Source organism: Pseudomonas zeae (assembly GCF_014268485.2).
GTDB lineage: Bacteria > Pseudomonadota > Gammaproteobacteria > Pseudomonadales > Pseudomonadaceae > Aquipseudomonas > Aquipseudomonas neuropathica.
The window spans coordinates 1785378-1808808 of the sequence record NZ_CP077090.1 but is presented as its reverse complement, the minus strand read 5'-3'; the positions used below and the strand labels follow the sequence as shown (position 1 = coordinate 1808808).

Annotated in this window: 20 protein-coding genes; 10 read left to right on the top strand and 10 right to left on the bottom strand. The window is 60.4% G+C overall.

The window, feature by feature from the left end; translation table 11 throughout:
• Positions 1-301: 301 nt before the first annotated feature.
• From HU754_RS07985 to HU754_RS07975, 3 genes are read right to left on the bottom strand one after another with little or no spacing between them, the layout of a single operon-like run.
• Positions 302-919: a TPM domain-containing protein gene (locus HU754_RS07985; protein WP_186623752.1), complete on the bottom strand. Its 618-nt coding sequence runs from the start codon at positions 917-919 to the stop codon at positions 302-304.
• A gap of 33 nt (positions 920-952) precedes the next feature.
• Positions 953-1708, bottom strand: coding sequence for a TPM domain-containing protein (locus tag HU754_RS07980; protein ID WP_186623745.1), 756 nt, complete (start codon positions 1706-1708; stop codon positions 953-955).
• A 13-nt stretch (positions 1709-1721) separates the two neighbouring features.
• Positions 1722-2330, bottom strand: coding sequence for a LemA family protein (locus tag HU754_RS07975; protein ID WP_093438567.1), 609 nt, complete (start codon positions 2328-2330; stop codon positions 1722-1724).
• Positions 2331-2592: 262 nt separating this feature from the next.
• Between HU754_RS07975 and bglX the strand changes: the two genes are divergently transcribed.
• A complete protein-coding gene (bglX, locus tag HU754_RS07970; RefSeq protein WP_186623739.1) occupies positions 2593-4884 on the top strand; it encodes a beta-glucosidase BglX in 2292 nt (763 codons plus the stop codon).
• Between the two features lie 141 nt (positions 4885-5025).
• Here the strand turns inward: bglX and HU754_RS07965 are convergent, their stop codons facing one another.
• From HU754_RS07965 to HU754_RS07945, 5 genes are all read right to left on the bottom strand, one after another.
• Entirely contained in the window at positions 5026-6183 is a 1158-nt protein-coding gene (locus tag HU754_RS07965) for a phospholipase D-like domain-containing protein (RefSeq protein WP_186623738.1), read from the bottom strand.
• Between the two features lies 1 nt (position 6184).
• Positions 6185-6775, bottom strand: coding sequence for a YceI family protein (locus HU754_RS07960; protein ID WP_186623737.1), 591 nt, complete (start codon positions 6773-6775; stop codon positions 6185-6187).
• Positions 6776-6959: 184 nt separating this feature from the next.
• Positions 6960-7256: an amidase gene (locus tag HU754_RS07955; RefSeq protein WP_186623734.1), complete on the bottom strand. Its 297-nt coding sequence runs from the start codon at positions 7254-7256 to the stop codon at positions 6960-6962.
• Positions 7253-8332: a serine hydrolase domain-containing protein gene (locus tag HU754_RS07950; RefSeq protein WP_186623733.1), complete on the bottom strand. Its 1080-nt coding sequence runs from the start codon at positions 8330-8332 to the stop codon at positions 7253-7255. The genes HU754_RS07955 and HU754_RS07950 overlap by 4 nt, the downstream gene beginning before the upstream one ends.
• Positions 8333-8498: 166 nt before the next feature.
• Positions 8499-9377, bottom strand: coding sequence for an acyl-CoA dehydrogenase family protein (locus HU754_RS07945; protein ID WP_186623732.1), 879 nt, complete (start codon positions 9375-9377; stop codon positions 8499-8501).
• Positions 9378-9530: 153 nt separating this feature from the next.
• Between HU754_RS07945 and olsB the strand changes: the two genes are divergently transcribed.
• Together olsB and HU754_RS07935 are read left to right on the top strand one after the other, a co-directional pair.
• Positions 9531-10286, top strand: coding sequence for an L-ornithine N(alpha)-acyltransferase (olsB, locus tag HU754_RS07940; RefSeq protein WP_093438600.1), 756 nt, complete (start codon positions 9531-9533; stop codon positions 10284-10286).
• On the top strand, positions 10286-11080 hold the full coding sequence (locus tag HU754_RS07935) for a lysophospholipid acyltransferase family protein (RefSeq protein WP_095049164.1): 795 nt from the start codon (positions 10286-10288) through the stop codon (positions 11078-11080). Before olsB ends, HU754_RS07935 begins: the two co-directional genes overlap by 1 nt.
• Before the next feature lie 108 nt (positions 11081-11188).
• Here HU754_RS07935 and HU754_RS07930 read toward each other — a convergent pair whose 3' ends face one another.
• Entirely contained in the window at positions 11189-11767 is a 579-nt protein-coding gene (locus HU754_RS07930) for an acyl carrier protein phosphodiesterase (protein WP_186623731.1), read from the bottom strand.
• Positions 11768-11937: 170 nt separating this feature from the next.
• Here HU754_RS07930 and HU754_RS07925 point away from each other — a divergent pair, with 170 nt between their 5' ends.
• The 3 genes from HU754_RS07925 to HU754_RS07915 are packed head-to-tail and all read left to right on the top strand — an operon-like array spanning position 11938 to position 14519.
• The gene (locus HU754_RS07925) at positions 11938-12240 is read left to right on the top strand and encodes an ArsR/SmtB family transcription factor (protein WP_007917068.1); all 303 of its coding nucleotides are present in this window, start codon (positions 11938-11940) and stop codon (positions 12238-12240) included.
• Positions 12241-12274: 34 nt separating this feature from the next.
• Complete coding sequence (locus HU754_RS07920) at positions 12275-13441, top strand: MFS transporter (protein ID WP_007917078.1); 1167 nt, start codon at positions 12275-12277, stop codon at positions 13439-13441.
• A gap of 28 nt (positions 13442-13469) precedes the next feature.
• A complete protein-coding gene (locus tag HU754_RS07915) occupies positions 13470-14519 on the top strand; it encodes an alkene reductase (RefSeq protein ID WP_186623729.1) in 1050 nt (349 codons plus the stop codon).
• A 392-nt stretch (positions 14520-14911) separates the two neighbouring features.
• Here HU754_RS07915 and emhR read toward each other — a convergent pair whose 3' ends face one another.
• On the bottom strand, positions 14912-15544 hold the full coding sequence (gene emhR / locus HU754_RS07910) for an efflux system transcriptional repressor EmhR (protein ID WP_016982806.1): 633 nt from the start codon (positions 15542-15544) through the stop codon (positions 14912-14914).
• A gap of 266 nt (positions 15545-15810) precedes the next feature.
• Here emhR and emhA point away from each other — a divergent pair, with 266 nt between their 5' ends.
• The 4 genes from emhA to HU754_RS07890 all read left to right on the top strand — a co-directional run bounded on the left by emhA (position 15811) and on the right by HU754_RS07890 (position 23267).
• The gene (gene emhA, locus HU754_RS07905) at positions 15811-16968 is read left to right on the top strand and encodes an efflux RND transporter periplasmic adaptor subunit EmhA (RefSeq protein WP_186623728.1); all 1158 of its coding nucleotides are present in this window, start codon (positions 15811-15813) and stop codon (positions 16966-16968) included.
• A 3-nt stretch (positions 16969-16971) separates the two neighbouring features.
• Positions 16972-20136 (top strand): efflux RND transporter permease subunit, encoded by a 3165-nt coding sequence (locus HU754_RS07900; protein WP_186623722.1) that lies wholly within the window; start codon positions 16972-16974, stop codon positions 20134-20136.
• Positions 20133-21593 (top strand): efflux RND transporter outer membrane subunit EmhC, encoded by a 1461-nt coding sequence (gene emhC / locus HU754_RS07895; RefSeq protein WP_093438633.1) that lies wholly within the window; start codon positions 20133-20135, stop codon positions 21591-21593. Before HU754_RS07900 ends, emhC begins: the two co-directional genes overlap by 4 nt.
• Positions 21594-22007: 414 nt before the next feature.
• A complete protein-coding gene (locus tag HU754_RS07890) occupies positions 22008-23267 on the top strand; it encodes an OprD family porin (RefSeq protein WP_186623720.1) in 1260 nt (419 codons plus the stop codon).
• Positions 23268-23431: the final 164 nt, after the last annotated feature.

Below are 23431 nucleotides of genomic sequence, written 5' to 3'. Positions count from 1 at the left end.
GCGGAATCGGGAATGGCGGGTATTTTAGGGGGGATGGGGGTTGGGGACACGCTCTTATTTACCGAACGGTTGGTTAAAGCGGCCCTCACCCTAGCCCTCTCCCAGAGGTAGAGGGGACTGACCGAGGTGTTTTCTCGAGCTACGCCGACCTGAAATACCGAGTCGAACTCAAGTTTGAAAGATTTGTTTTGAATCCATAATCGCCTCGGTCTTTCAGGTCGATGTCGAGCGCAAGACACCTCGGTCGGCCCCCTCTCCCTCCGGGAGAGGGCTGGGGTGAGGGGCTTTGGCTTTTAGGCTATCAGGCCAACACCACCAACCGATTCGGCAACTCATTCCTCACCTGCGTCACCGGCACATGCACCTTCAGCAATTCCCCACACGCCTCGATACACGTCACAAATCCCTCCAGCGTGCGCCCCTGCCTGACCTGCTCGGTAAACGCCGCGACAATCGCATCCCAACGCTTGTTATCCAGCCGCTTGGAAATCCCCTCATCCACCAGAATCTCCACATAGCGCTCCGCCTCGCAAACAAAAATCAGCATGCCGGTACTGCCCACGGTGTGGTGCAGGTTCTGCTCTAGAAACTGCCGCCGCGCCAGATTCGAGGCGCGCCAGTGGCGCACGCGACGCGGGACCAAATGAGAGGTGATTTTCGGCAAACGAAACAGCAGACACAGCACGATAAACGCGCCCCACTGCACCAACAGCAGACTGCGCAGGGTCAGCCAGCCGGTCAGGTAGTGCACGACGCCCGGCACCACCAGTGCCAACAGGCTTGCCCACAACAGCGGGATGTACGCGTAGTCATCAGCGCGCGCGGCCAGCACCGTCACCAGTTCGGCGTCGGTGTCGCGCTCGACCCGGGCAATCGCCTCGGCGACTTTGCGTTGTTCGTGTTCGGTCAGTAGTGCCATGTTGAAAAGTGCCTGCTCATTATTCTTCTGATATCACCAGCCGCCGGACGAACCACCGCCGCCGAAACTGCCCCCGCCGCCGCTGAAGCCTCCACCTCCACCGCCGCCGCCAAATCCGCCACCACCGCCGAAGCCGCCCCCTCCTCCAGAGCCGCCCCGGCCGGCAGGCAGGATACCGAGCATCTGGCAGACAAACACCGTCAGGATGAACAACATCACCAAAAACACGAACAATCCCGGATGCCGCGAGATGAAATCATCGGACGGATCACCGGTGGATTCATACACCGTCGACGGTTCATCGAGCGGATTGCCACCCAGTACCACCAGCATCGCCGCCACGCCGTCGCTGATGCCTTTGCTGAAATTGCCGCTCTTGAACGCGGGCGTGATGACTTGATGGATGATCACTGAAGTCTGCGCATCGGTGAGCCGATCCTCCAGGCCATAACCGACTTCGATGCGCAGTTTGCGCTCGTCACGGGCAACGATCAGCAGCGCGCCGTTGTTCTTGTCCTTTTGACCAATCGCCCAATGACGCCCGAGTTGAACGCCAAAGTCCTCGATGGTCGTGCCTTGCAGATCCGGCAGCGTGACCACGACCAACTGCTCGCCGGTCGCCTGTTCGTGGGCCTGCAACTGCTGGGTCAGTTGCGTGCGCACCGAGGGTTCGAGCATCTGCGCTTCGTCCACCACCCGCCCGCTCAGCGCCGGGAACATCAACTCGGCCCGGGCGCTGACGGCGAACAGCCACAGCATCAGCACCAGGCCCATTTTCAACACACGCATGGACAACCTCGAATCAGAATTTCACTTCCGGGGCCTTTTCCGCGCCGGGCGTGGTGGCTTCGAAGGTTTCGCGGATCGGCAGATCGCTGTACATCACGCTGTGCCAGAGGCGACCGGGGAAGGTGCGAATCTCGGTGTTGTATTTCTGCACCGCCAGAATGAAATCGCGGCGAGCCACGGCAATGCGGTTTTCCGTGCCCTCAAGTTGCGATTGCAGGGCGAGGAAGTTCTGGTTGGCCTTCAGATCCGGATAGCGCTCTGAAACCACCATCAAGCGGCTCAATGCACCGGTCAGTTGATCCTGCGCCTGCTGGAATTGCTTAAGTTTCTCGGGATTGTCGAGGGTGCTGGCGTCGACCTGAATCGAGGTCGCTTTCGCCCGCGCTTCAATCACTGCCGTGAGGGTTTCCTCTTCATGCTTGGCATAACCCTTCACCGTTTCCACCAGGTTGGGGATCAGGTCGGCGCGGCGCTGGTACTGGTTCTGCACCTGGCCCCACGCAGCTTTGGCCTGTTCGTCGAGGGTCGGGATATTGTTGATGCCGCACGCGGTCAACAGCGTGGCCAGCACCAGCAGTGTGGCGACCTGCAAACGCGAGCGATTGGTTGGGCTTACATTCATCGCAGTGATGCTCCTTGGCACATATCATTATAAAAACCGAGCGCGAAACATTCTCAGCGGGCTCTTGGGGCATAATCGGCCGCGTCGCTGGATTACGACGGGGCAATGGGCTAAAAAGTGCCCTGCGTGATCATGCGGCCAAGTGTCGGCTGCCGTTTTTTGGCTCTGTTTCTTTGAGCCTGTACCCGAACAACAATAGTCGCTCCCTAAATTTTGGCTGGCCGGCGTTGCATTGCCGCTTGGGCCCTTGAGAAAACTATTCATGAAGAAGCTGTGTTTGCTGGGTCTGTTCGTCAGCCTGGCCAGTCATCAAGTATTGGCCGCCACGACCCCGGTACCCCTGGAAAACAAGGACGCGTTCATCAGCAACCTGATGAAGCAAATGACCCTCGACGAGAAGATCGGCCAGTTGCGCCTGATCAGCATCGGCCCGGAAATGCCCCGAGAGCTGATCCGTAAAGAAATCGCCGCCGGCAACATCGGCGGCACGTTCAACTCGATCACCCGTCCGGAAAACCGGCCGATGCAGGATGCTGCCATGCGCAGTCGCCTGAAGATTCCGATGTTTTTCGCGTACGACGTGATCCACGGTCACCGTACGATTTTCCCGATTCCACTGGCCCTCGCTTCGAGCTGGGACATGGACGCCATCGGTCAGGCCGGGCGCGTTGCCGCCAAGGAAGCCGCCGCCGACAGTCTCGACATCACCTTCGCGCCGATGGTCGACATCTCTCGCGACCCGCGCTGGGGCCGCAGCTCCGAAGGCTTCGGTGAAGACACCTACCTGACTTCACGCATTGCCGGCGTCATGGTGCGCGCCTATCAGGGCGCCACCCCGAGCGCGGCCGACAGCATCATGGCCAGCGTCAAGCACTTCGCCCTGTACGGCGCGGTCGAGGGCGGTCGCGACTACAACACCGTCGACATGAGCCCGGTGAAGATGTACCAGGATTACCTGCCGCCGTACCGCGCCGCGATTGATGCCGGCGCCGGCGGTGTGATGGTCGCGTTGAACTCGATCAACGGCATTCCGGCCACGGCCAACACCTGGCTGATGAATGATCTGCTGCGCAAAGACTGGGGCTTCAAGGGCTTGGCGGTTAGCGACCACGGCGCAATCTTCGAACTGATCAAGCACGGCGTCGCCCGCGACGGTCGTGAAGCGGCGAAGCTGGCGATCAAGGCCGGTATCGACATGAGCATGAACGACACCCTGTACGGCAAAGAACTGCCGGGGCTGCTCAAGTCCGGCGAGATCGAACAGAAAGACATCGACAACGCCGTGCGTGAAGTGCTCGCGGCCAAGTACGACATGGGCCTGTTCAAGGACCCGTACCTGCGCATCGGCAAGGCTGAGGACGATCCGGCCGACACCTACGCCGAAAGCCGTCTGCACCGTGCCGAGGCCCGTGAAGTGGCGCGTCGCAGTCTGGTGCTGCTGAAGAACCAGAACGAAACCCTGCCGCTGAAGAAAGACGCAAAAGTCATGCTGGTCGGCCCGTTGGCCAAAGCGCCGATCGACATGATGGGCAGTTGGGCCGCAGCAGGTAAACCGGCGCAATCGGTGACCCTGTTCGACGGCATGAGTTCGGTGATCGGCGACAAGGCGAACCTGATCTACGCCCGTGGCGCCAACATCACCAGCGACAAGAAGGTGCTCGACTACCTGAACTTCCTCAACTTCGATGCGCCGGAAGTGGTCGATGACCCGCGCCCGGCCAACGTGCTGATCGACGAAGCGGTAAAAGCCGCCAAGGACGCTGACGTGATCGTGGCTGCGGTGGGTGAGTCCCGTGGCATGTCCCACGAATCCTCCAGCCGTACCGACCTGAACATCCCGGAAAACCAGCGCGAGCTGATCCGCGCGCTGAAAGCCACCGGCAAACCGCTGGTGCTGGTGCTGATGAACGGCCGCCCACTGACCCTTCTCGAAGAGAACCAGTCGGCTGACGCGATTCTGGAAACCTGGTTCAGCGGCACCGAGGGCGGCAACGCCATCGCCGACGTGCTGTTCGGCGACTACAACCCGTCGGGCAAACTGCCGGTGACCTTCCCGCGCTCCGTGGGCCAGATCCCGACCTACTACAACCACCTGAGCATTGGCCGGCCGTTCACGCCGGGCAAACCGGGCAACTACACCTCGCAGTATTTCGATGACACGACCGGGCCGCTGTTCCCGTTCGGTTATGGCCTGAGCTACACCCAATTCGCCCTCAGCGACATGGCGCTGTCGTCGACCACCCTGAACGCCACCGGCAAACTCGACGCCAGCGTCATGGTCAAGAACACCGGCAAGCGTGACGGCGAAACCGTGGTGCAGTTGTACATTCAGGACGTCACCGGCTCGATGATCCGCCCGGTGAAAGAACTGAAGAACTTCCAGAAAATCATGCTCAAGGCCGGCGAACAGAAAGTCGTGCACTTCACCATCAGCGAGGATGACCTGAAGTTCTACAACGCCCAGCTCAAGTACGCGGCGGAGCCTGGCAAGTTCAACGTGCAGATCGGCCTGGACTCCCAGGACGTCACGCAGCAGAGCTTTGAATTGCTGTAACCGCAACAACACCGCAAAACCCCTGTGGGAGCGAGCCTGCTCGCGAAAGCGGTCATTCAGATAAACAATTGCTGACTGACACACCGCTTTCGCGAGCAGGCTCGCTCCCACATTGGATTTAGGGTGTATTCAAAATCGGGTTTATCCGCGGCGATCGAGAATGTTGACCACCACCCGATCCACCCAGCCCCAAACCCGCTGCTTCACCCGCCGCCACAACGGCCGGCGCTGCCATTCCTCCAGACTCACCTGCTGACTCAGCCCGAAGTCCTTCACGAAACTCGCCTCTACCGCTGCCGTCAATGACGGATCCAGCGCCTCCAGATTCGCCTCCAGGTTGAAACGCAGGTTCCAGTGATCGAAATTGCACGAGCCAATGCTCACCCAATCATCCACCAGCACCATTTTCAAATGCAGGAAGCACGGCTGGTATTCGAAGATCTGCACCCCGGCCTTGAGCAGTCGCGGGTAGTAGCGATGCCCGGCGTAACGCACTGACGGGTGATCGGTGCGCGGCCCGGTCAGCAGCAAGCGTACGTCGACACCTCGCGCCGCAGCCTTGCGCAGGGAGCGGCGGATTTTCCAGGTCGGCAGGAAGTACGGTGTGGCCATCCAGATGCGTTTTTGCCCACTGTTCAAAGCGCGGAACAGCGATTGCAAAATGTCGCGATGCTGGCGGGCGTCGGCATACGCCACTCGGCCCATGCCCTCGCCCTTGTCCGGCACCCGTGGTAATCGCGGCAAGCCGAAATGCGCGGCCGGACGCCAGGCGCGGCGATAGCGATTGGCGATCCACTGACGATCAAACAGCAATTGCCAGTCGATCACCAGCGGGCCGCTGATCTCGACCATCACTTCGTGCCATTCGCTGGTGTCATGGCCCGGCGTCCAGAACTCATCGGTGACACCGGTGCCGCCAACCACCGCCAGACGCTGATCGACCAGCAGCAACTTGCGATGATCACGATAGAAATTGCCGACCCAGCGCCGCCAGTTCAGCCGATTGTAGAAACGCAGTTCAACGCCGGCGTGCGTCAGGCGCTGGCGCAGGTTGAGCGTAAAGGCGAGGCTGCCGTAATCATCGAACAGGCAACGCACGCGCACGCCACGCTCGGCGGCCAGCACCAGCGCTTGCACGATGGTTTCGGCGCAAGCGCCAGCCTCGACCAGATACAACTCCAGTTCGATCTGCTCCTGCGCGCCAGCAATCTGCTCAAGCATGCGCGGAAAGAATTGCGGGCCATCGATCAACAGTTCGAACCGGTTGCCATCGCGCCACGGAAACACCGCGCCGCGCATGTCAGCGCGCCGTGAAAATCAGCACCGCACCCACCGGTACCGACAGACTGATGGCCGACAGGTCGGCAAGTTTGCGCAGGCTTTCCAGCCCCGGCACGAGATCGAAATCCTCGGCGTTGATCACCAGCGGCTCCAGGGTGACCACTTGAAAACGCCGGTCATCGAGGCGCGTCGCCAGCAGCTCAGCCGGGTATTCGTGTTGCTTGCCGTGCAGGTTGACGGTCAGCGGCAGACGCAATTCCAGCTGCGCACCGGGGGCCAGATCGTTGATCGGACGCAGGTCGATCTGGGTGGTGATGGTCGCTTCGGGGAATTGCGCGATCTGGAACAGCTCCTTGCGCATGCGCTCATCGCGCAGCGGGATGCCGCTGTTGATCGAATCCATCTCGACTTCGACTTCGGCGCGACCGTTGGGGTCGACCTTGCCGTGCAGCACCAGAAAGCGCTGCACTTCGGAAATATGGGTGTTTTTCGTGCTGACAAACGACAGCCGCGACGACTCGCCGTCCAGATACCAATTGGCCTGCGCCGGCAATGCGACGCTGGCGAGCAGCAGACTGGACAGGGTTGCACAGAGAGAGCGGTTGAACATTGAACACTCGTAGGGCCGATAAACCTGCACGAACCTTAACCGCCCAGACCGTTATTGCAAACTGAAGATCACACCCGGTGGGAGCGAGCCTGCTCGCGAAGACGTCATCTGCCTCAACAGAGAAGGTGCGCCTGCTATTGCATTCGCGAGCAGGCTCGCTCCCACAAAAAACCATCGGGTGTTTTCAGGGATTCAGGCGACAGCCTTGCCGTTCGCTTTGCCACTGGGCGCGGTTGCTGCGGCCCATGCCGCTGACCGTGATGGTTTTGTTGGTGCTGTCATCGGTGAATGCGCTGGTCGGCAGCCATTGTTTTACATAGCCACGGCAGTACTCTGCATCATTGTTCATCACGTAACGACAGGAACAGTATTCCTTGGCGGTGTAGGCGCTGATGATGTCGGGGAAGGCCCACAGGTTTTCGCGCTCGTAGACGATCCAGCCGAGCAGCAGGACCAGCATTAACAGGAATAAGCGCTTCATGGCCGCACCGCCTTCAGCACGTGTTTGAGCAGTTCGTTATGGCTGTAGCTGCCGTCGCGGTCATCGGCGTAACGCACGATCAGCAGTTTTTCACTGGGGATCACGTAGAGTGCCTGGCCCCAATGCCCGAGGGCGGCAAACGTGTCGGGCGGTGCAGCGGGCCATGGCGATTCAGCGCCATCGGCTGGACGATTGAGCCACCATTGGCCGCCGGGCACAGCTTCGTCCTGATGGGCTTTGTAACTGGCGAAGGGAGTGCGGCTGAACGCCACCCACTCCTTGGGCAATAACTGCCTATCATGCCAGCGCCCGTCACGAGCCATCAGCAAACCGACCCGCGCCAGATCCCGCGCGGTCAGGTAGGCATAAGAGGAAGCGACAAACGTGCCGTTGGCATCGGTCTCCCACACGGCGTGGCGGATGCCCAACGGTTCGAACAACGCCGTCCACGGATAATCCGGATAACGCTGCGGGCCGACGATATTTTTCAACGCCGCCGCGAGCAGGTTGCTGTCGCCGCTGGAATAACGGAAGGCCTGCCCCGGTTCGGCGTAAGCATCGTGATCGGCGGTGAACGCGGCCATGTCGCGCTGGCCCCGGGTGTAGAGCATCGCCACCACCGAGGATTTCAGTGGCGCGTATTCGTAGTCTTCCTGCCAGTCGATACCGGAGGCCCAGTGCAGCAGATCGGCGATTTTGATGGCCGGGTGTTGTTCCAGCGGCGGGTAAAACTGCACGGCCGGGTCTTGGAGTTTGAACAGGCCTTCGCCGTACGCCACACCGAGGACGGTGGCCATCAGGCTTTTGCTGATCGACCAGGTCAGGTGCGGGGTTTGTTCGGTGGTCGGGCCGGCGTAGCGTTCGTAGATGATCTGGCCGTCGCGGATGATCAGCAGTGCGTCGGTGCGGATGCCTTGGCGGGTGTTGTCATCGCGGGGTGGGAAGGCGTAATTCTCCAGCGCCTCGACGGCCGGACCGGTGACCTTCGGGCCGGTTGACCATTGTTCAGCGGGCCATTGTTCGGCGTGGACGGAGAAGCTGATCAGCAGCAGAAACAGCGACAGGCCTTTGTACATGATGAGGGCTCTGGGAATGAACCTGGTGAGACTAGTTGGGGTTGATGACAAGTATGCGGTGTTATTTAGATTGCTATCGCGAGCAGGCTCACTCCTACAGGGGATCGCATTTCAACTGACGAAACTCGATCAACTGTAGGAGTGAGCCTGCTCGCGATGAGGCCCTTCAGCCCGCAGCCAAAGCCTTGGCCAGACGCTTTGCCCGAGCGCCGGAGGCCAACTGCATCACGCCTTGATCGCGTTGCCACATCTGCGCCCATTCTGCCGGCCCGTAAGTCAACGCCTGACTCACCTCCCCCTCCAACGCTTCAAACTGCGCAAACAACCCGCCCAACAACACATGCCCGGCGGGATTGTTCGGCGGTTGCCGACTCGCCTCCGCACACCCGGCCAACAGCGCCAGCAAGCGCAATTGCAGCGCCTGCGGCCAGTCACTGTCCTGGCCGACGCCAAACAGCCACGCGGTCATCGCGCTCAGCACATAGACGTCCTCCAGGGTGCGGAACGGTTTGACGTAAGCGTCCCAACCATCGCCGGCCAACAACTCGCACAACGCGTTATCAAGCTGCAGCCGACCATGGCTGATGTCAGGCATCAACGGCAGCGCCGGCAGCTTCTCCACGGTCACGCCGGGTTCGCCGGGATACACCACCGCCAGACTCAGGCGCGGCGTTTCGCCGGATTCTTCACTGCGCGCGGCGATCAGCAACCAGTCCGCCGCATCGCCGGCGGTGACAAAATCCTTGCGTCCGCTCAGACGCAAATCCGTCAGCCGTGTCTGCATGTCCGCCGGACGCAAACTGCGCTGTTCGGTCGCACACAACGCACCGAGGCTCAGCGGTGCACTCGGCCACAACATGCGCAATGCCGCCTGATAACCGACCAGAAACGCCAGCCCCGGCGTCGCCATCCGCCGCCCGCCCGCGACCGCCAATTCGAATGGGGTGACGTTGCCCAGTTGCTGCAACAACGTCGCAAAACCCTCGGCCAGGTCAGCAACGGCGGGCAATCGGTCACGGCGGTGCAGCAGATCTGGCCAGGGCATAAGAGGCTCCTTGTGGGCTGTCATATAAGCATCACCGAACGTTCATGGCGATGACACCGGGGCTACATAGCCTGACTTTGCACAACACGGCTGCATAAAGAAAGTCGATCGGCTGCAACCCACGACGGGTTAAAGGCCCGTACGGAGATTCACATGACTCAGATCGCCCGCATCAGCGACACCGGCAATGAACGCCGCCTGCAAGCCGAACGCCTGATCGGCGCCGAGGCCTTGCAGCAAGCCCAGGCCTTGCGCTTCAACGTCTTCAGCGGCGAGTTCAACGCCAAACTGAAAGGCGCGGAACTGGGTCTGGACATGGATGATTATGATGTTCACTGCAGCCACATCGGCGTGCGTGACTTGAACACCGGGCGCCTGGTGGCGACCACGCGTCTGCTCGATCACACCGCCGCCAGCAGCCTCGGCAAGTTCTACAGCGAAGAAGAATTCAGCCTGCACGGCCTGACGCATCTACAAGGCCCGATCCTCGAAATCGGTCGCACCTGCGTCGACCCGGCGTACCGCAACGGCGGCACCATTGCGGTGTTGTGGGGCGAGTTGGCCGAAGTGTTGAATCAGGGCGGCTACAGCTACTTGATGGGTTGCGCGAGCATTCCGATGCAAGACGGCGGCATTCAGGCCCACGCGATCATGCAGCGCCTGCGCGAACGTTATCTGTGCACCGAACACCTGCGCGCCGAGCCGAAAAATCCGCTGCCGACGCTGGATATTCCTTCCAACGTGATCGCCGAAATGCCGCCGCTGCTCAAGGCCTATATGCGCCTGGGCGCGAAGATCTGCGGTGAGCCGTGCTGGGACGAAGACTTCCAGGTCGCCGACGTGTTCATCCTGCTCAAGCGCGACGAACTCTGCCCGCGCTACGCCAAGCACTTCAAGGCGGCCGTGTGATGAGCCGGCTGCGCGTGTACGCGCGGATCGCGCGGGTGCTGCTGGTGGTGGCGCTGGGGTTGACCATGGCCACTGTCTTTGGCGTATTTGAACGGATTGGTCTGGCGCATTCGATGGAACGGCGTCAGCGCTGGTCGCGCTTCTTCATGGCGCGTCTGAGCAATGCCCTGCCCTTTCGCGTGACGGTTCACGGTGAGCTGCCGAAACAGCCGATGCTGTGGGTCAGCAATCATGTGTCGTGGACCGACATTCCGCTGCTCGGCATGCTCACGCCGCTGTCGTTTCTGTCCAAGGCCGAAGTGCGCACCTGGCCGGTGGCCGGTTGGCTCGCGGCGAAGGCTGGCAGCCTGTTCATCCGTCGCGGTTCGGGCGACAGCCAGTTGATCCGCAAGCAGATGACCCGTCACCTGCAAACAGACCACGCCCTGCTGATGTTCCCGGAAGGCACCACCACCGATGGGCGCTCGCTGCGTACCTTTCATGGTCGCTTGCTGGCGGCGGCGATTGATTCCGAGGTGATGCTGCAACCGGTGGCGATCCGTTATCTGCGTGATGGCGAGATCGATGCGCTGGCGCCGTTCATTGGTGACGATGATCTGCTCTCGCACCTGATGCGTCTGTTCAGCAATGATTGCGGCGATGTCGAAGTGCATCTGCTCAAGCCGCTTGCCTGCCAGGGTCGTGAACGGGCGGCATTGGCGTTTGAAGCGCAGCAGGCAGTGCAGAAGGCGTTGTTTGGTGAGGTGGCGAAACCGGCCGAACCGCGTCGTGCAGGCGAATTGATTGCCGCCTGAAATACATTCCCCTGTGGGAGCGAGCCTGCTCGCGAAAGCGGAGTCTCAGCCAATATAGATGCTGAATGACACGCCGCCTTCGCGAGCAAGCTCGCTCCCACATTGGTTTTATGTCATTGACGGGTTTTGTGCGAAGTCCTGGAGTTGCGGGTAGAACAAGCGGAAGTCTTCACTGAGCGGCTCATACAACCGCCGCAACTCCTGCATCGCCCCCGCCAGCTCTTCCGGCCGGGTCAGCCGCCGCGAGATCCCGCGCAACACCTGCTCCAGCACTTCAAATTCCTGATACGAGCCCAACCAGTCATTGGCAACCATGTGCGGGGCGATCTTCGCCAGCCGTTCGGGCAATTGCGGTTCACCGGACAGCACCCGATACACGTCAGCGGTGAAGTGCTCCAGCGGCTGATCGGCATACTGCGACCAGTCCCGCGCCAGGCAATGATCGAAAAACACATCAAGCACGATCCCGGCGTAACGCCGACGCGTGTCGGAAAACCGCCCTAGCGCGATGTCCACCAGCGGATGGCGGTCGGTGAACACGTCAATCCGCCGATGCAGTTGAATGGCCGCTTCCACCTCCGGCGCAAACTGCCCTTGCAGCCGACCTTTGACGAAATCGCCATACAGACTGCCGAGCAGTTGCCCGGGGCGCTGGCCACCGAGGTGTAAATGTGCGAGATAGTTCATGGGCGCAGCTTAGCACTGCGACCCGCAATCCATACACCATCGTATCGTTATAACGCGATATACCAATTTATGCTGACGTCAGATCAAAATCATATTGGTGTATCGCGATCTAACGATTTATATTTCGCCACATCGCGATATAGCGTTGTACACATTGTGAGCACCCTGCCATGAACCTCGACCTCGACGAAATAATAAAAGCCCTGGCGCACCCAGTACGGCGAGACATCCTCAACTGGCTGAAAGACCCGAAGAACGAATTTCCGGAACAGTTGCACAACCACGAGTACGGCATTTGCGCCGGGCAGATCGATCAGCGCTGCGGCCTGTCGCAGTCGACTGTTTCGGCACACCTCGCAACGTTGCAACGCGCCGGCCTGATCAGCAGCCAGAAGGCCGGTCAATGGCACTTTTTCAAACGTAACGAGGACGTGATCCAGGCGTTCCTCAGCACCCTCAGTAAAGAGCTCTGACCCTTAACGTCAGCCAGCCGACAAGGAAACCTGCATGCCCCTCTCGCTACTCATCCTCGCCTTGAGCGCCTTCGCCATCGGCACAACCGAATTCGTCATCATGGGCCTGCTGCCCAATGTGGCGGCCGACCTCGGTGTGTCGATCCCCGGCGCCGGTTGGCTGGTGACCGGTTACGCCCTCGGCGTGGCCATCGGTGCGCCGTTCATGGCCATGGCCACCGCCAAACTGCCGCGAAAAGCAGCACTGGTGGCGTTGATGGGCATTTTTATTGTCGGCAACCTGCTGTGTGCGATTGCCAGCGATTACAACGTGCTGATGTTCGCTCGGGTGATCACCGCGCTGTGCCACGGTGCCTTCTTCGGTATCGGTTCGGTGGTAGCGGCCAATCTGGTGCCAGCCAACAAACGCGCTTCAGCCGTGGCCTTGATGTTCACCGGTCTGACCCTGGCCAACGTCCTCGGTGTGCCGCTGGGCACTGCGCTGGGTCAGCAATACGGCTGGCGCTCGACCTTCTGGGCGGTGACCGTCATCGGCGTGATCGCACTGATCGGCTTGATCCGCTTCCTGCCGGCCAAGCGTGACGAAGAAAAACTCGACATGCGCGCCGAACTCGCTGCCCTCAAAGGTGCGGGTATCTGGCTGTCGCTGAGCATGACCGCGCTGTTCGCCGCGTCCGTATTCACTCTATTCACCTACGTCGCCCCGCTGCTCGGCGAGGTCACCGGCGTGTCGCCGCGTGGCGTGACCTGGACGCTGATGCTGATTGGCCTGGGCCTGACCGTCGGCAACATTATCGGCGGCAAACTCGCCGACAAGGGCATGGCCGCCACGCTGATCGGCGTGTTCATCGCCATGGCCGTGGTTTCCACCGTGCTGACCTGGACCAGCGTTGCGCTGATCCCGACTGAAATCACCTTGTTCCTCTGGGCTACCGCGTGTTTCGCCGCCGTGCCGGCGCTGCAAGTCAACGTGGTGACCTTCGGCAAAGCCGCACCGAACCTGGTTTCGACCCTGAACATCGGCGCCTTCAACGTCGGCAACGCCCTCGGCGCCTGGGTCGGCGGCAGCGTCATCGCCCACGGCTACGGCCTGACCAGTGTGCCGCTCGCAGCCGCCGCACTGGCAGTGCTCGCCTTGCTGGTGACCCTGATTACTTTCCGTCAGAACGGCAATGCCGATCTGGCCCCTGCTACCAACTGATTAACTTTCACTTACGAGGGTTGTAGACATGGCAACTATTTTTGATCCGATCAAACTCGGCGACGTCGAGCTGGCCAACCGCATCATCATGGCCCCACTGACCCGCTGCCGCGCCGACGAAGGCCGCGTACCGAACGCGCTGATGGCTGAATACTACGTACAACGCGCGTCCGCTGGCCTGATCCTCAGCGAAGCCACTTCGGTAACGCCAATGGGCGTCGGCTACCCGGACACCCCGGGCATCTGGTCCAACGATCAAGTGCGTGGATGGGCCAACGTGACCAAAGCGATTCACGCTGCTGGCGGCAAGATATTCCTGCAGCTGTGGCACGTGGGCCGTATCTCCCACGAGTCGTACCTCAACGGTGAAGCGCCGGTGGCACCGAGCGCGATCCAGCCTAAAGGTCACGTCAGCCTGGTGCGCCCACTGGCCGACTACCCAACCCCGCGTGCACTGGAAACCGCTGAAATCGCCGACATCGTCGACGCTTACCGCACCGGTGCCGAGAACGCCAAAGCCGCCGGTTTCGACGGCGTGGAAATCCACGGCGCCAACGGTTACCTGCTCGACCAGTTCCTGCAAAGCAGCACCAACCAGCGCACCGACAACTACGGTGGCTCACTGGAAAACCGTGCACGTCTGCTGCTGGAAGTGACAGATGCGGCGATCGAAGTCTGGGGCGCTGGTCGCGTTGGTGTGCACTTGGCACCGCGCGCTGACTCCCATGACATGGGCGATGACAACCTGGCGGAAACCTTCACCTACGTCGCACGTGAACTGGGCAAGCGCGGCATCGCGTTCATCTGCTCCCGTGAGAAAGAAGGCGCCGACAGCCTCGGCCCGCAATTGAAAGAAGCGTTCGGCGGCCCGTACATTGCCAACGAAAAATTCACCAAGGACAGCGCCAATGAATGGCTGGCCAGCGGCAAGGCTGATGCCGTGGCATTTGGTGTGCCGTTCATTGCCAACCCGGATCTGCCGGCTCGTTTGAAGGCGGATGCGCCGTTGAATGATGCGCGTCCGGAGTTGTTTTACGCTAAAGGGCCGGTCGGTTATATCGACTATCCGGCGCTGTAAGGCATCACCCAGAAACGCGAAAGCCCCCGACTTGTGAGAGTTGGGGGCTTTTTTGTGTTCGCCTGGAAAGTGATTGTGCGGCTGAGTATGTAGCCCCTCATCGGAACGCCGCCCGCCCAGCCCTCTCCCGAGGGAGAGGGAGCCGATTGGGGGATGTTCGAAACCTGAGTTCGGCGGGATATCTCAGGTCGGCGTATCTCGAAAGAACCCCTCGGTCAGTCCCCTCTACCTCTGGGAGAGGGTTAGGGTGAGGGCAAGCGGCTCACACTCATTCACACAGAAGACACAAATTCCCTACAAAATGCCTAGCTCGCTACGTTTAAACTCCCCCGCTGCGAAGCTATTTAAAGGCAGGCCAATTGACATAAGCGGTGTCAATTACGCATTTTGTTTCATTTGCGCAGGCTGGGGCTCAGGCGCAGCATATCCAACCCTGTATCGACCCAACGCTCGGCCTCGGCATGCAGCTCAAAGCTGTCCGGCGCCAGAAGCCATCCATACAGAAGGCCATCGATATAGCTGTGAATACTGATGGCCGCGCGGGCGGTGTCGAGATCTTCCGGCAACTGGCCGCGATTGACCGCATTACGCAACGTCAGAGCGATGCGCTCGTTGCAATCGAGACTGACGTCCCGGCGCTGCTGGCGCAAATCGCACATTTCATCGGTGAACTCGCACTTATGAAACAGAATTTCGTTGATCCGCCGGGTTTTCGGGTCCAGCGCAACTTGATGAAACAAATGAATCAGCAGTTGGCGCATGCAGCCCAACGGATCGAGTTCATCTTCACTTTCGCTGGCCCTGGCCAATTCATCCAGCGGCTCACGCAGCGAATCCAGCATGGCCTGGACCAGATCGGCCTTGTTACTGAAATGCCAGTAAATAGCACCGCGTGTGACCCCGGCCATTGTCGCGATATCGGCCAGCGTCGTACGAGCGACGCCCCTTTCATAAAAGGCTTTCTCCGCCGCTTCCAGGATCTGGCTACGGGTTTCTTGAGCTTCCTCTTTGGTACGACGGACCATGACAGTAAAACCTCAAACAGGATGTTTCAGGGATGGCTGAATATCCGCTGAATAAAGAGGGGGCGATCTCTCACGGATCTGCTCCCCGGCCTACAATTTCAAACCTTGCGACGAGTTTTGTAACAGGGTGGGTACGTGGCAAAGGTGTTTACAAACAACCATGAACGTAAGTATATTCCTTAGCAAGCTACTTATCCACCCGGTACCCAATTTTTACCCTTCCACACTTCTTGTGCGCTTTTCGCGCGCCTGACCCGAGGATCTTCATGCAATTCAAGCCAGCTGTTACCGCTCTGGTCACTGCCGTCGCCCTGGCATCGCTGCTCAGCGGATGTAAAAAGGAAGAAGCGGCACCGGCCGCTCCACCGCCTCAGGTCGGCGTCGTCACCCTGCAACCACAAGCGTTTACCCTCACCTCCGAACTGCCGGGCCGCACCAGTGCGTACCGCATCGCGGAAGTTCGACCGCAGGTCAACGGCATCATTCTCAAGCGTCTGTTCAAGGAAGGCGGCGATGTCAAAGCCGGCCAGCAGCTGTATCAGATCGATCCGTCGGTCTATGAAGCGACCCTGAAAAGCGCCGAAGCCAACCTGCGTTCGACCAAGTCGATCTCTGACCGCTACAAGCAACTGGTCGATGAGCAGGCCGTGAGCCGCCAGGAATACGACACCGCCGTGTCCAACCGCATGGAATCGGAAGCGTCGCTGCAGAGCGCGCAGATCAACGTGCGTTACACCAAGGTGTACGCGCCGATCTCCGGTCGTATCGGCCGTTCTTCGGTGACCGAAGGTGCCTTGGTGAGCAATGGTCAAACCGACGCCATGGCCGTGATCCAGCAACTGGACCCGATCTACGTTGATGTCACCCAGTCCTCGGTGGAACTGCTGGAGCTGCGCCGCGAACTGGAAAGCGGTCGTCTGCAGAAAGCTGGTGACAACGCCGCCGCAGTCAAGCTGACTCTGGAAGACGGCAGCCAATACAAGCTCGACGGTAAGCTGGAATTCTCCGAAGTGTCGGTCGACCAGACCACCGGTTCGGTAACCCTGCGCGCCGTGTTCCCGAACCCGGATCACACCCTGTTGCCAGGCATGTTCGTCCACGCGCAGCTGCAGGCCGGTGTCAACAGCGCCGCGATCCTCGCCCCGCAGCAAGGCGTGACCCGTGACCTCAAAGGCACGCCGACCGCACTGGTCGTCGGCCCGGACAACAAAGTCGAGTTGCGTCAGTTGAAGGCCAGCCGCACCGTCGGCAGCCAATGGCTGATCGAAGACGGCTTGAAGTCCGGCGATCGCCTGATCACCGAAGGGCTGCAATTCGTCAAACCGGGCGTCGAGGTCAAACCGACCGAAGCGACCAACGTCGGCACCAAGAACCCGGCCCCCGCTCAGGCAGCTGACAAAGCCGCCGGCGGCAAAGGGGAGTAATCCATGTCAAAATTCTTCATCGACCGTCCGATTTTCGCCTGGGTAATTGCCCTGGTGATCATGCTGGTCGGGGCACTTTCGATCCTGAAATTGCCGATCAACCAGTACCCAAGCATTGCGCCACCGGCCATTGCGATCTCCGTGACCTACCCGGGCGCTTCGGCGCAAACCGTGCAGGACACCGTGGTCCAGGTGATCGAGCAACAGCTCAACGGTATCGACAACTTGCGTTATGTGTCCTCGGAAAGTAACTCCGACGGCAGCATGACCATCACCGCGACCTTCGAGCAAGGCACCAACTCCGACACCGCGCAGGTGCAGGTTCAGAACAAGCTGAACCTCGCCACCCCGCTGTTGCCGCAGGAAGTGCAGCAACAAGGTATCCGCGTGACCAAGGCAGTGAAAAACTTCCTGTTGGTCATCGGCGTGGTCTCGCGTGACGGCAGCATGACCAAGGACGACTTGTCCAACTACATCGTGTCGAACATGCAGGATCCGATTTCGCGGACTGCTGGCGTCGGTGACTTCCAGGTTTTCGGTGCCCAGTATGCGATGCGCATCTGGCTCGACCCGGCCAAGCTGAACAACTTCAACCTGACCCCGATCGACGTGAAGACTGCCATCGCGGCGCAGAACGTCCAGGTCTCGTCCGGCCAGCTCGGCGGCTTGCCGGCCGTACAGGGCCAGCAGCTGAACGCGACGATCATCGGCAAGACCCGTCTGCAGACAGCCGAGCAGTTCAAGGAAATCCTGCTCAAGGTCAACAAGGACGGTTCGCAGGTTCGCCTCAAAGACGTGGCTGATGTTGGCCTGGGTGGCGAAAACTACGCCATCAGTGCCCAGTTCAACGGCAGCCCGGCATCCGGTCTGGCAGTGAAACTGGCCAACGGCGCCAACGCCCTCGATACTGCCAAAGCCTTGCGCACCACTATCGACAGCCTCAAGCCGTTCTTCCCGCCTGGCATGGAAGTGGTGTTCCCGTACGACACGACCCCCGTAGTGACCGAGTCGATCAAAGGTGTGGTTCACACGCTGGTCGAAGCGATCGCGCTGGTGTTCCTGGTGATGTTCCTGTTCCTGCAGAACTTCCGCGCCACCGTCATCACCACGATGACCGTGCCGGTGGTATTGCTCGGTACGTTCGGCATCCTCGCCGCCGCCGGTTTCAGCATCAACACCCTGACCATGTTCGGCATGGTACTGGCCATCGGTTTGCTGGTGGACGATGCCATCGTCGTGGTGGAAAACGTCGAGCGAGTCATGGCTGAGGAGGGCCTGTCTCCGAAGGAAGCGACCAAGAAATCCATGGGCCAGATCCAGGGCGCACTGGTCGGTATCGCCTTGGTACTGTCGGCGGTTCTGCTGCCAATGGCGTTCTTCGGTGGCTCGACCGGTGTGATCTACAAGCAGTTCTCGATCACCATCGTCTCGGCCATGGCCCTGTCGGTGCTGGTCGCGCTGATCTTCACCCCGGCACTTTGCGCGACCATGCTCAAGCCTATTCCCCATGGTGAGCACGGCGTTCCGAAGAAAGGCTTCTTCGGCTGGTTCAACCGCAACTTCGATCGCAGTGTCAAAAGCTACGAGCGCGGCGTCGGCAATATCCTGCGCCAGAAGGTGCCTTACCTGCTGGCCTACGCGCTGATTCTGATCGGCATGATCTGGTTGTTCATGCGCATCCCCTCCTCCTTCCTGCCGGAAGAAGACCAGGGCGTACTGTTCGCTCAAGTGCAGACCCCGGCTGGTTCCAGCGCCCAGCGCACCCAGGTAGTCGTGGATGAAATGCGTGAATACCTGCTGCGTCCGACCAAGGATGGCGGTGAAGGTGACACCGTCGCCTCGGTGTTCACCGTGACCGGTTTCAACTTCGCCGGCCGTGGTCAGAGCTCGGGTATGGCATTCATCATGCTCAAGCCATGGGATGAGCGTAACGCCGACAACAGCGTGTTCAAGCTGGCGGCTCGCGCCCAGCAGCACTTCTTTACCTTCCGCGACGCGATGGTGTTCGCCTTCGCCCCGCCGGCAGTGCTGGAGTTGGGTAACGCCACGGGGTTCGACGTGTTCCTGCAGGACCGCGCCGGTATCGGTCATGAAAAACTGATGGAGGCACGCAACCAGTTCCTCGGCATGGCGGCGCAAAGCAAAGTGTTGTCGCAGGTACGTCCGAACGGTCTGAATGACGAGCCGCAATTCCAGCTCGAAATCGATGACGAGAAGGCCAGCGCCCTGGGCGTTACCATCAGCGACATCAACAACACCTTGTCGATTGCTTTGGGCAGTAGCTACGTCAACGACTTCATCGACCGTGGTCGGGTGAAGAAGGTGTACGTGCAAGGCCAGCCGGATTCGCGCATGAAACCGGAAGACTTGAAGAAGTGGTACGTACGCAACGCCACCGGCACCATGGTTCCGTTCTCGGCATTCGCCAAGGGCGAATGGATCTACGGTTCGCCGAAGCTCTCGCGCTACAACGGTGTGGAAGCGGTGGAAATCCTCGGGGCCCCGGCTCCAGGTTACTCCACGGGTGAAGCCATGGCCGAGGTCGAAGCCATTGCCGCAAAACTGCCGAAAGGCGTAGGCATCTCCTGGACGGGGCTGTCCTATGAAGAACGTCTGGCGGGTTCGCAGGCGCCGGCATTGTTTGCGCTGTCGCTGCTGATGGTATTTCTGTGTCTGGCGGCTCTGTATGAGAGCTGGTCGATTCCGATTGCCGTGGTGCTCGTGGTTCCGCTGGGGATCATCGGTGCCTTGCTGGCGACCAGTCTGCGCGGGCTGTCCAACGACGTGTACTTCCTGGTGGGGCTGTTGACGACCATCGGTCTGGCAGCGAAAAACGCCATTCTGATCGTCGAGTTCGCCAAGGAATTGCATGAACAGGGCGCCAGTCTGCGCGACGCCGCCATCGAAGCTTGCCGCATGCGTCTGCGTCCGATCATCATGACGTCCCTGGCGTTCATCCTCGGCGTAGTGCCTCTGGCAATTTCCACAGGCGCCGGCTCAGGCAGCCAGCACGCCATTGGCACCGTGGTAATTGGCGGTATGATCACCGCCACCGTACTCGCGATTTTCTGGGTACCCCTGTTCTTCGTTACGGTTTCGTCCATGGGCCAGCGTAAAATCGCCGATCCGGATGACACTAAAGAAACTCCTAAAGAGGCTGGCCAATGAGCAAGTCGCTACTCTCCATCGCAGTCGCCGCCTTCGTGCTGAGCGGTTGCTCGCTGATACCTGATTATCAGCAGCCTGAGGCTCCGGTCGCAGGTCAGTACCCGCAGGGGCCGGCCTATTCGCCGGCCCAGGCACCGGCGCAAGCCGCTGCCGAGCAAGGCTGGAAGCAGTTTTTCCATGACCCGGCGCTGCAACAGCTGATCCAGGTCTCCCTGGAAAACAACCGCGACCTGCGTGTCGCGGCGCTGAACATCGACGCTTACGCGGCTCAATACCGCATCCAGCGTGCCGATCTGTTCCCGGCGGTATCGGCCAATGCCAGCGGCAGCCGTCAGCGTGTTCCGGCCCGTGCCTCGCAAACCGGCGAGTCGAGCATCACCAGCTCCTACTCCGCCACTGTCGGCATCAGCGCCTACGAACTCGACCTGTTCGGTCGCGTTCGCAGCCTGAGCGAACAAGCGCTGCAACAATACTTCGCCACTGAAGAAGCACGCCGCAGCACCCAGATCAGTCTGGTCGCCAGCGTCGCCAATGCTTACCTGACCTGGCAAGCGGACAAGGAACTGCTCAAGCTGACCCAGGACACCCTCGGTGCCTTTGAAGAAAGCTACAAGCTGACCAGCCGCAGCAACGAAGTCGGTGTGGCTTCGGCACTGGACCTGGCCCAGTCGCGCACCTCGGTCGAGAACGCTCGTGCACAACTGGCGCGTTACACCCGCCAGGTCGCGCAGGACGAAAACAGTCTGACCCTGCTGCTCGGCACTGGTATCCCGGCCAATCTGCAAACGGCCAAACCGCTGTCCGATGACCTGCTCAGCGACGTCCCGGCCGGTCTGCCTTCGGATCTGCTGCAACGTCGTCCGGACATTCTGCAAGCCGAGTACAACCTGAAAGCGGCCAACGCCAACATTGGCGCGGCCCGTGCCGCGTTCTTCCCGAGCATCAGCCTGACCGCCAACGCGGGCAGCCTGAGTCCGGACCTGTCCGGCCTGTTCAAGGGTGGTTCGGGGACGTGGTTGTTCCAGCCGCAGATCAACCTGCCGATCTTCAACGCCGGCAGCCTGCGCGCCAGCCTCGACTACGCCAAGATCCAGAAGGACATTGGCGTGGCGAACTACGAGAAGTCCATTCAAACGGCCTTCCAGGAAGTCGCCGACGGCCTCGCCGCCCGCCAGACCTACACCGAGCAGCTGCAAGCGCAGCGTGACTTCGTCGCGGCCAACCAGGATTACTACCGCCTGGCCGAACGTCGCTACCGCATCGGCGTCGACAGCAACCTGACGTTCCTCGATGCCCAGCGTCAGCTGTTCAGCGCGCAACAAGCGCTGATCACCGACCGCCTCGCGCAGTTGACCAGTGCGGTCAACCTGTACAAGGCCTTGGGCGGTGGCTGGAATGCGCAAACCGCGCAGAACGAACCGCTGAAAGAAGAAGCACCGAAGATGAAGTTGTTCTGATCATCGGCTGAATACAAGGAGCCCACCGATTGGTGGGCTTTTTGTTGCCTGGCAGAAAGGTGTGTTGTCTGGGCTGGCCCCTTCGCGAGCAAGCTCGCTCCCACAGGGGAACGCATTCCAAATGTGGGAGCGAGCTTGCTCGCGAAGAGGCCCTCACAGACACCATAAAACCCAACTGAATCTTGCGTTCGATAATCGCCCAAAACCCGCTTTACCCAATTGAATCCGAACATCCGCCCCCCGCACCATTCGCTCCACAAAACCAATAACAACAGGTTCGACACCATGCTCCCGCGCCCTGCCCCGTCCGGCTGATTGCCGTCGTTTCACCTCTGAACACTTTTCATGTCTGCACCCCGAAAACCGGTGTCAGCGCACCTGTTCGCCTGAAAAAAACAAGAGAGACCCGAGCCCATGACAACCTCCCCTGCGCCTTACGCAATTCCCGGCCTGATCGCCCTGGCCCTGGCCGGCGCGGCGCTGCCCGCAGCGGCTGAAGAAGCCGGCTTCATCGAGGGCGCCAAGGTCAACCTCAACCTGCGCAACTTCTACATCAACCGTAACTTCACCAACCCGACCAAGGCTCAGGGCAAGGCTGAAGAGTGGACGCAGAGCTTTATCCTCGACGCCAAGTCCGGCTTCACCCAAGGCACCGTCGGCTTCGGCATGGACGTACTGGGCCTGTATTCGGTAAAGCTTGATGGCGGTAAAGGCACGGGCGGCACCCAGTTGTTGCCGCTGGACCATGACGGTCGTCCGGCGGACAACTTCGGCCGCACCAACGTCGCTTTCAAAGCCAAGCTTTCGCAGACCGAAGTGAAGGTCGGCGAGTGGATGCCGGTGCTGCCGATCCTGCGTTCGGACGATGGCCGCTCATTGCCACAGACCTTCCGTGGCGGGCAGATCACGTCCAAAGAAATCGACGGCCTGACCCTCTACGGCGGCCAGTTCCGCGCCAATAGCCCGCGCGATGACAGCAGCATGAGCGACATGTCGATGACCGGCAAAGCGGCGTTCACCTCTGATCGCTTCAACTTTCAGGGCGGTGAATACGTTTTCAACGAAAAACGCACACAGATCGGCCTGTGGAACGCCGAACTCAAGGACATCTACAGCCAGCAATACGTCAATCTGATCCACAGCCAGCCGCTGGGCGACTGGACGCTGGGCGCCAACCTCGGCTTCTTCTACGGCAAGGACGATGGCAGCGCCCGTGCCGGCGATCTCGACAACAAAACCTGGTCGGGGATGTTCTCGGCGAAGTACGGCGGCAACACCTTCTACGTCGGCCTGCAGAAACTCACCGGCGACAGCGCGTGGATGCGCGTCAACGGCACCAGCGGCGGCACGTTGGCCAACGACAGCTACAACGCCAGCTACGACAACGCGCAGGAACGCTCATGGCAGTTGCGTCACGACTACAACTTCGCCGCCATGGGCGTGCCCGGCCTGACGCTGATGAACCGCTACATCAGCGGCGACAACGTGCACACCGGGACCATCACCGACGGCAAGGAGTGGGGCCGCGAATCGGAACTGGGCTACACCGTGCAGAGCGGCGCGCTGAAGGATCTGAACGTCAGATGGCGCAACTCGACCATGCGCCGGGATTTCAGCAATAACGAGTTCGACGAGAACCGCCTCATCGTTAGCTACCCGATCAGCCTCCTCTAAACACCGCTTTCAAACTGTAGGAGTGAGCCTGCTCGCGATAGCGGTGTGTCAGTGACATTTAAGGTGACTGACACACTGCTATCGCGAGCAGGCTCACTCCTACATTTGAATCTGCGCCACTGGTCAGGAGAAGTGGCACTTTGCCGGCCGACAGATAAAGCGAC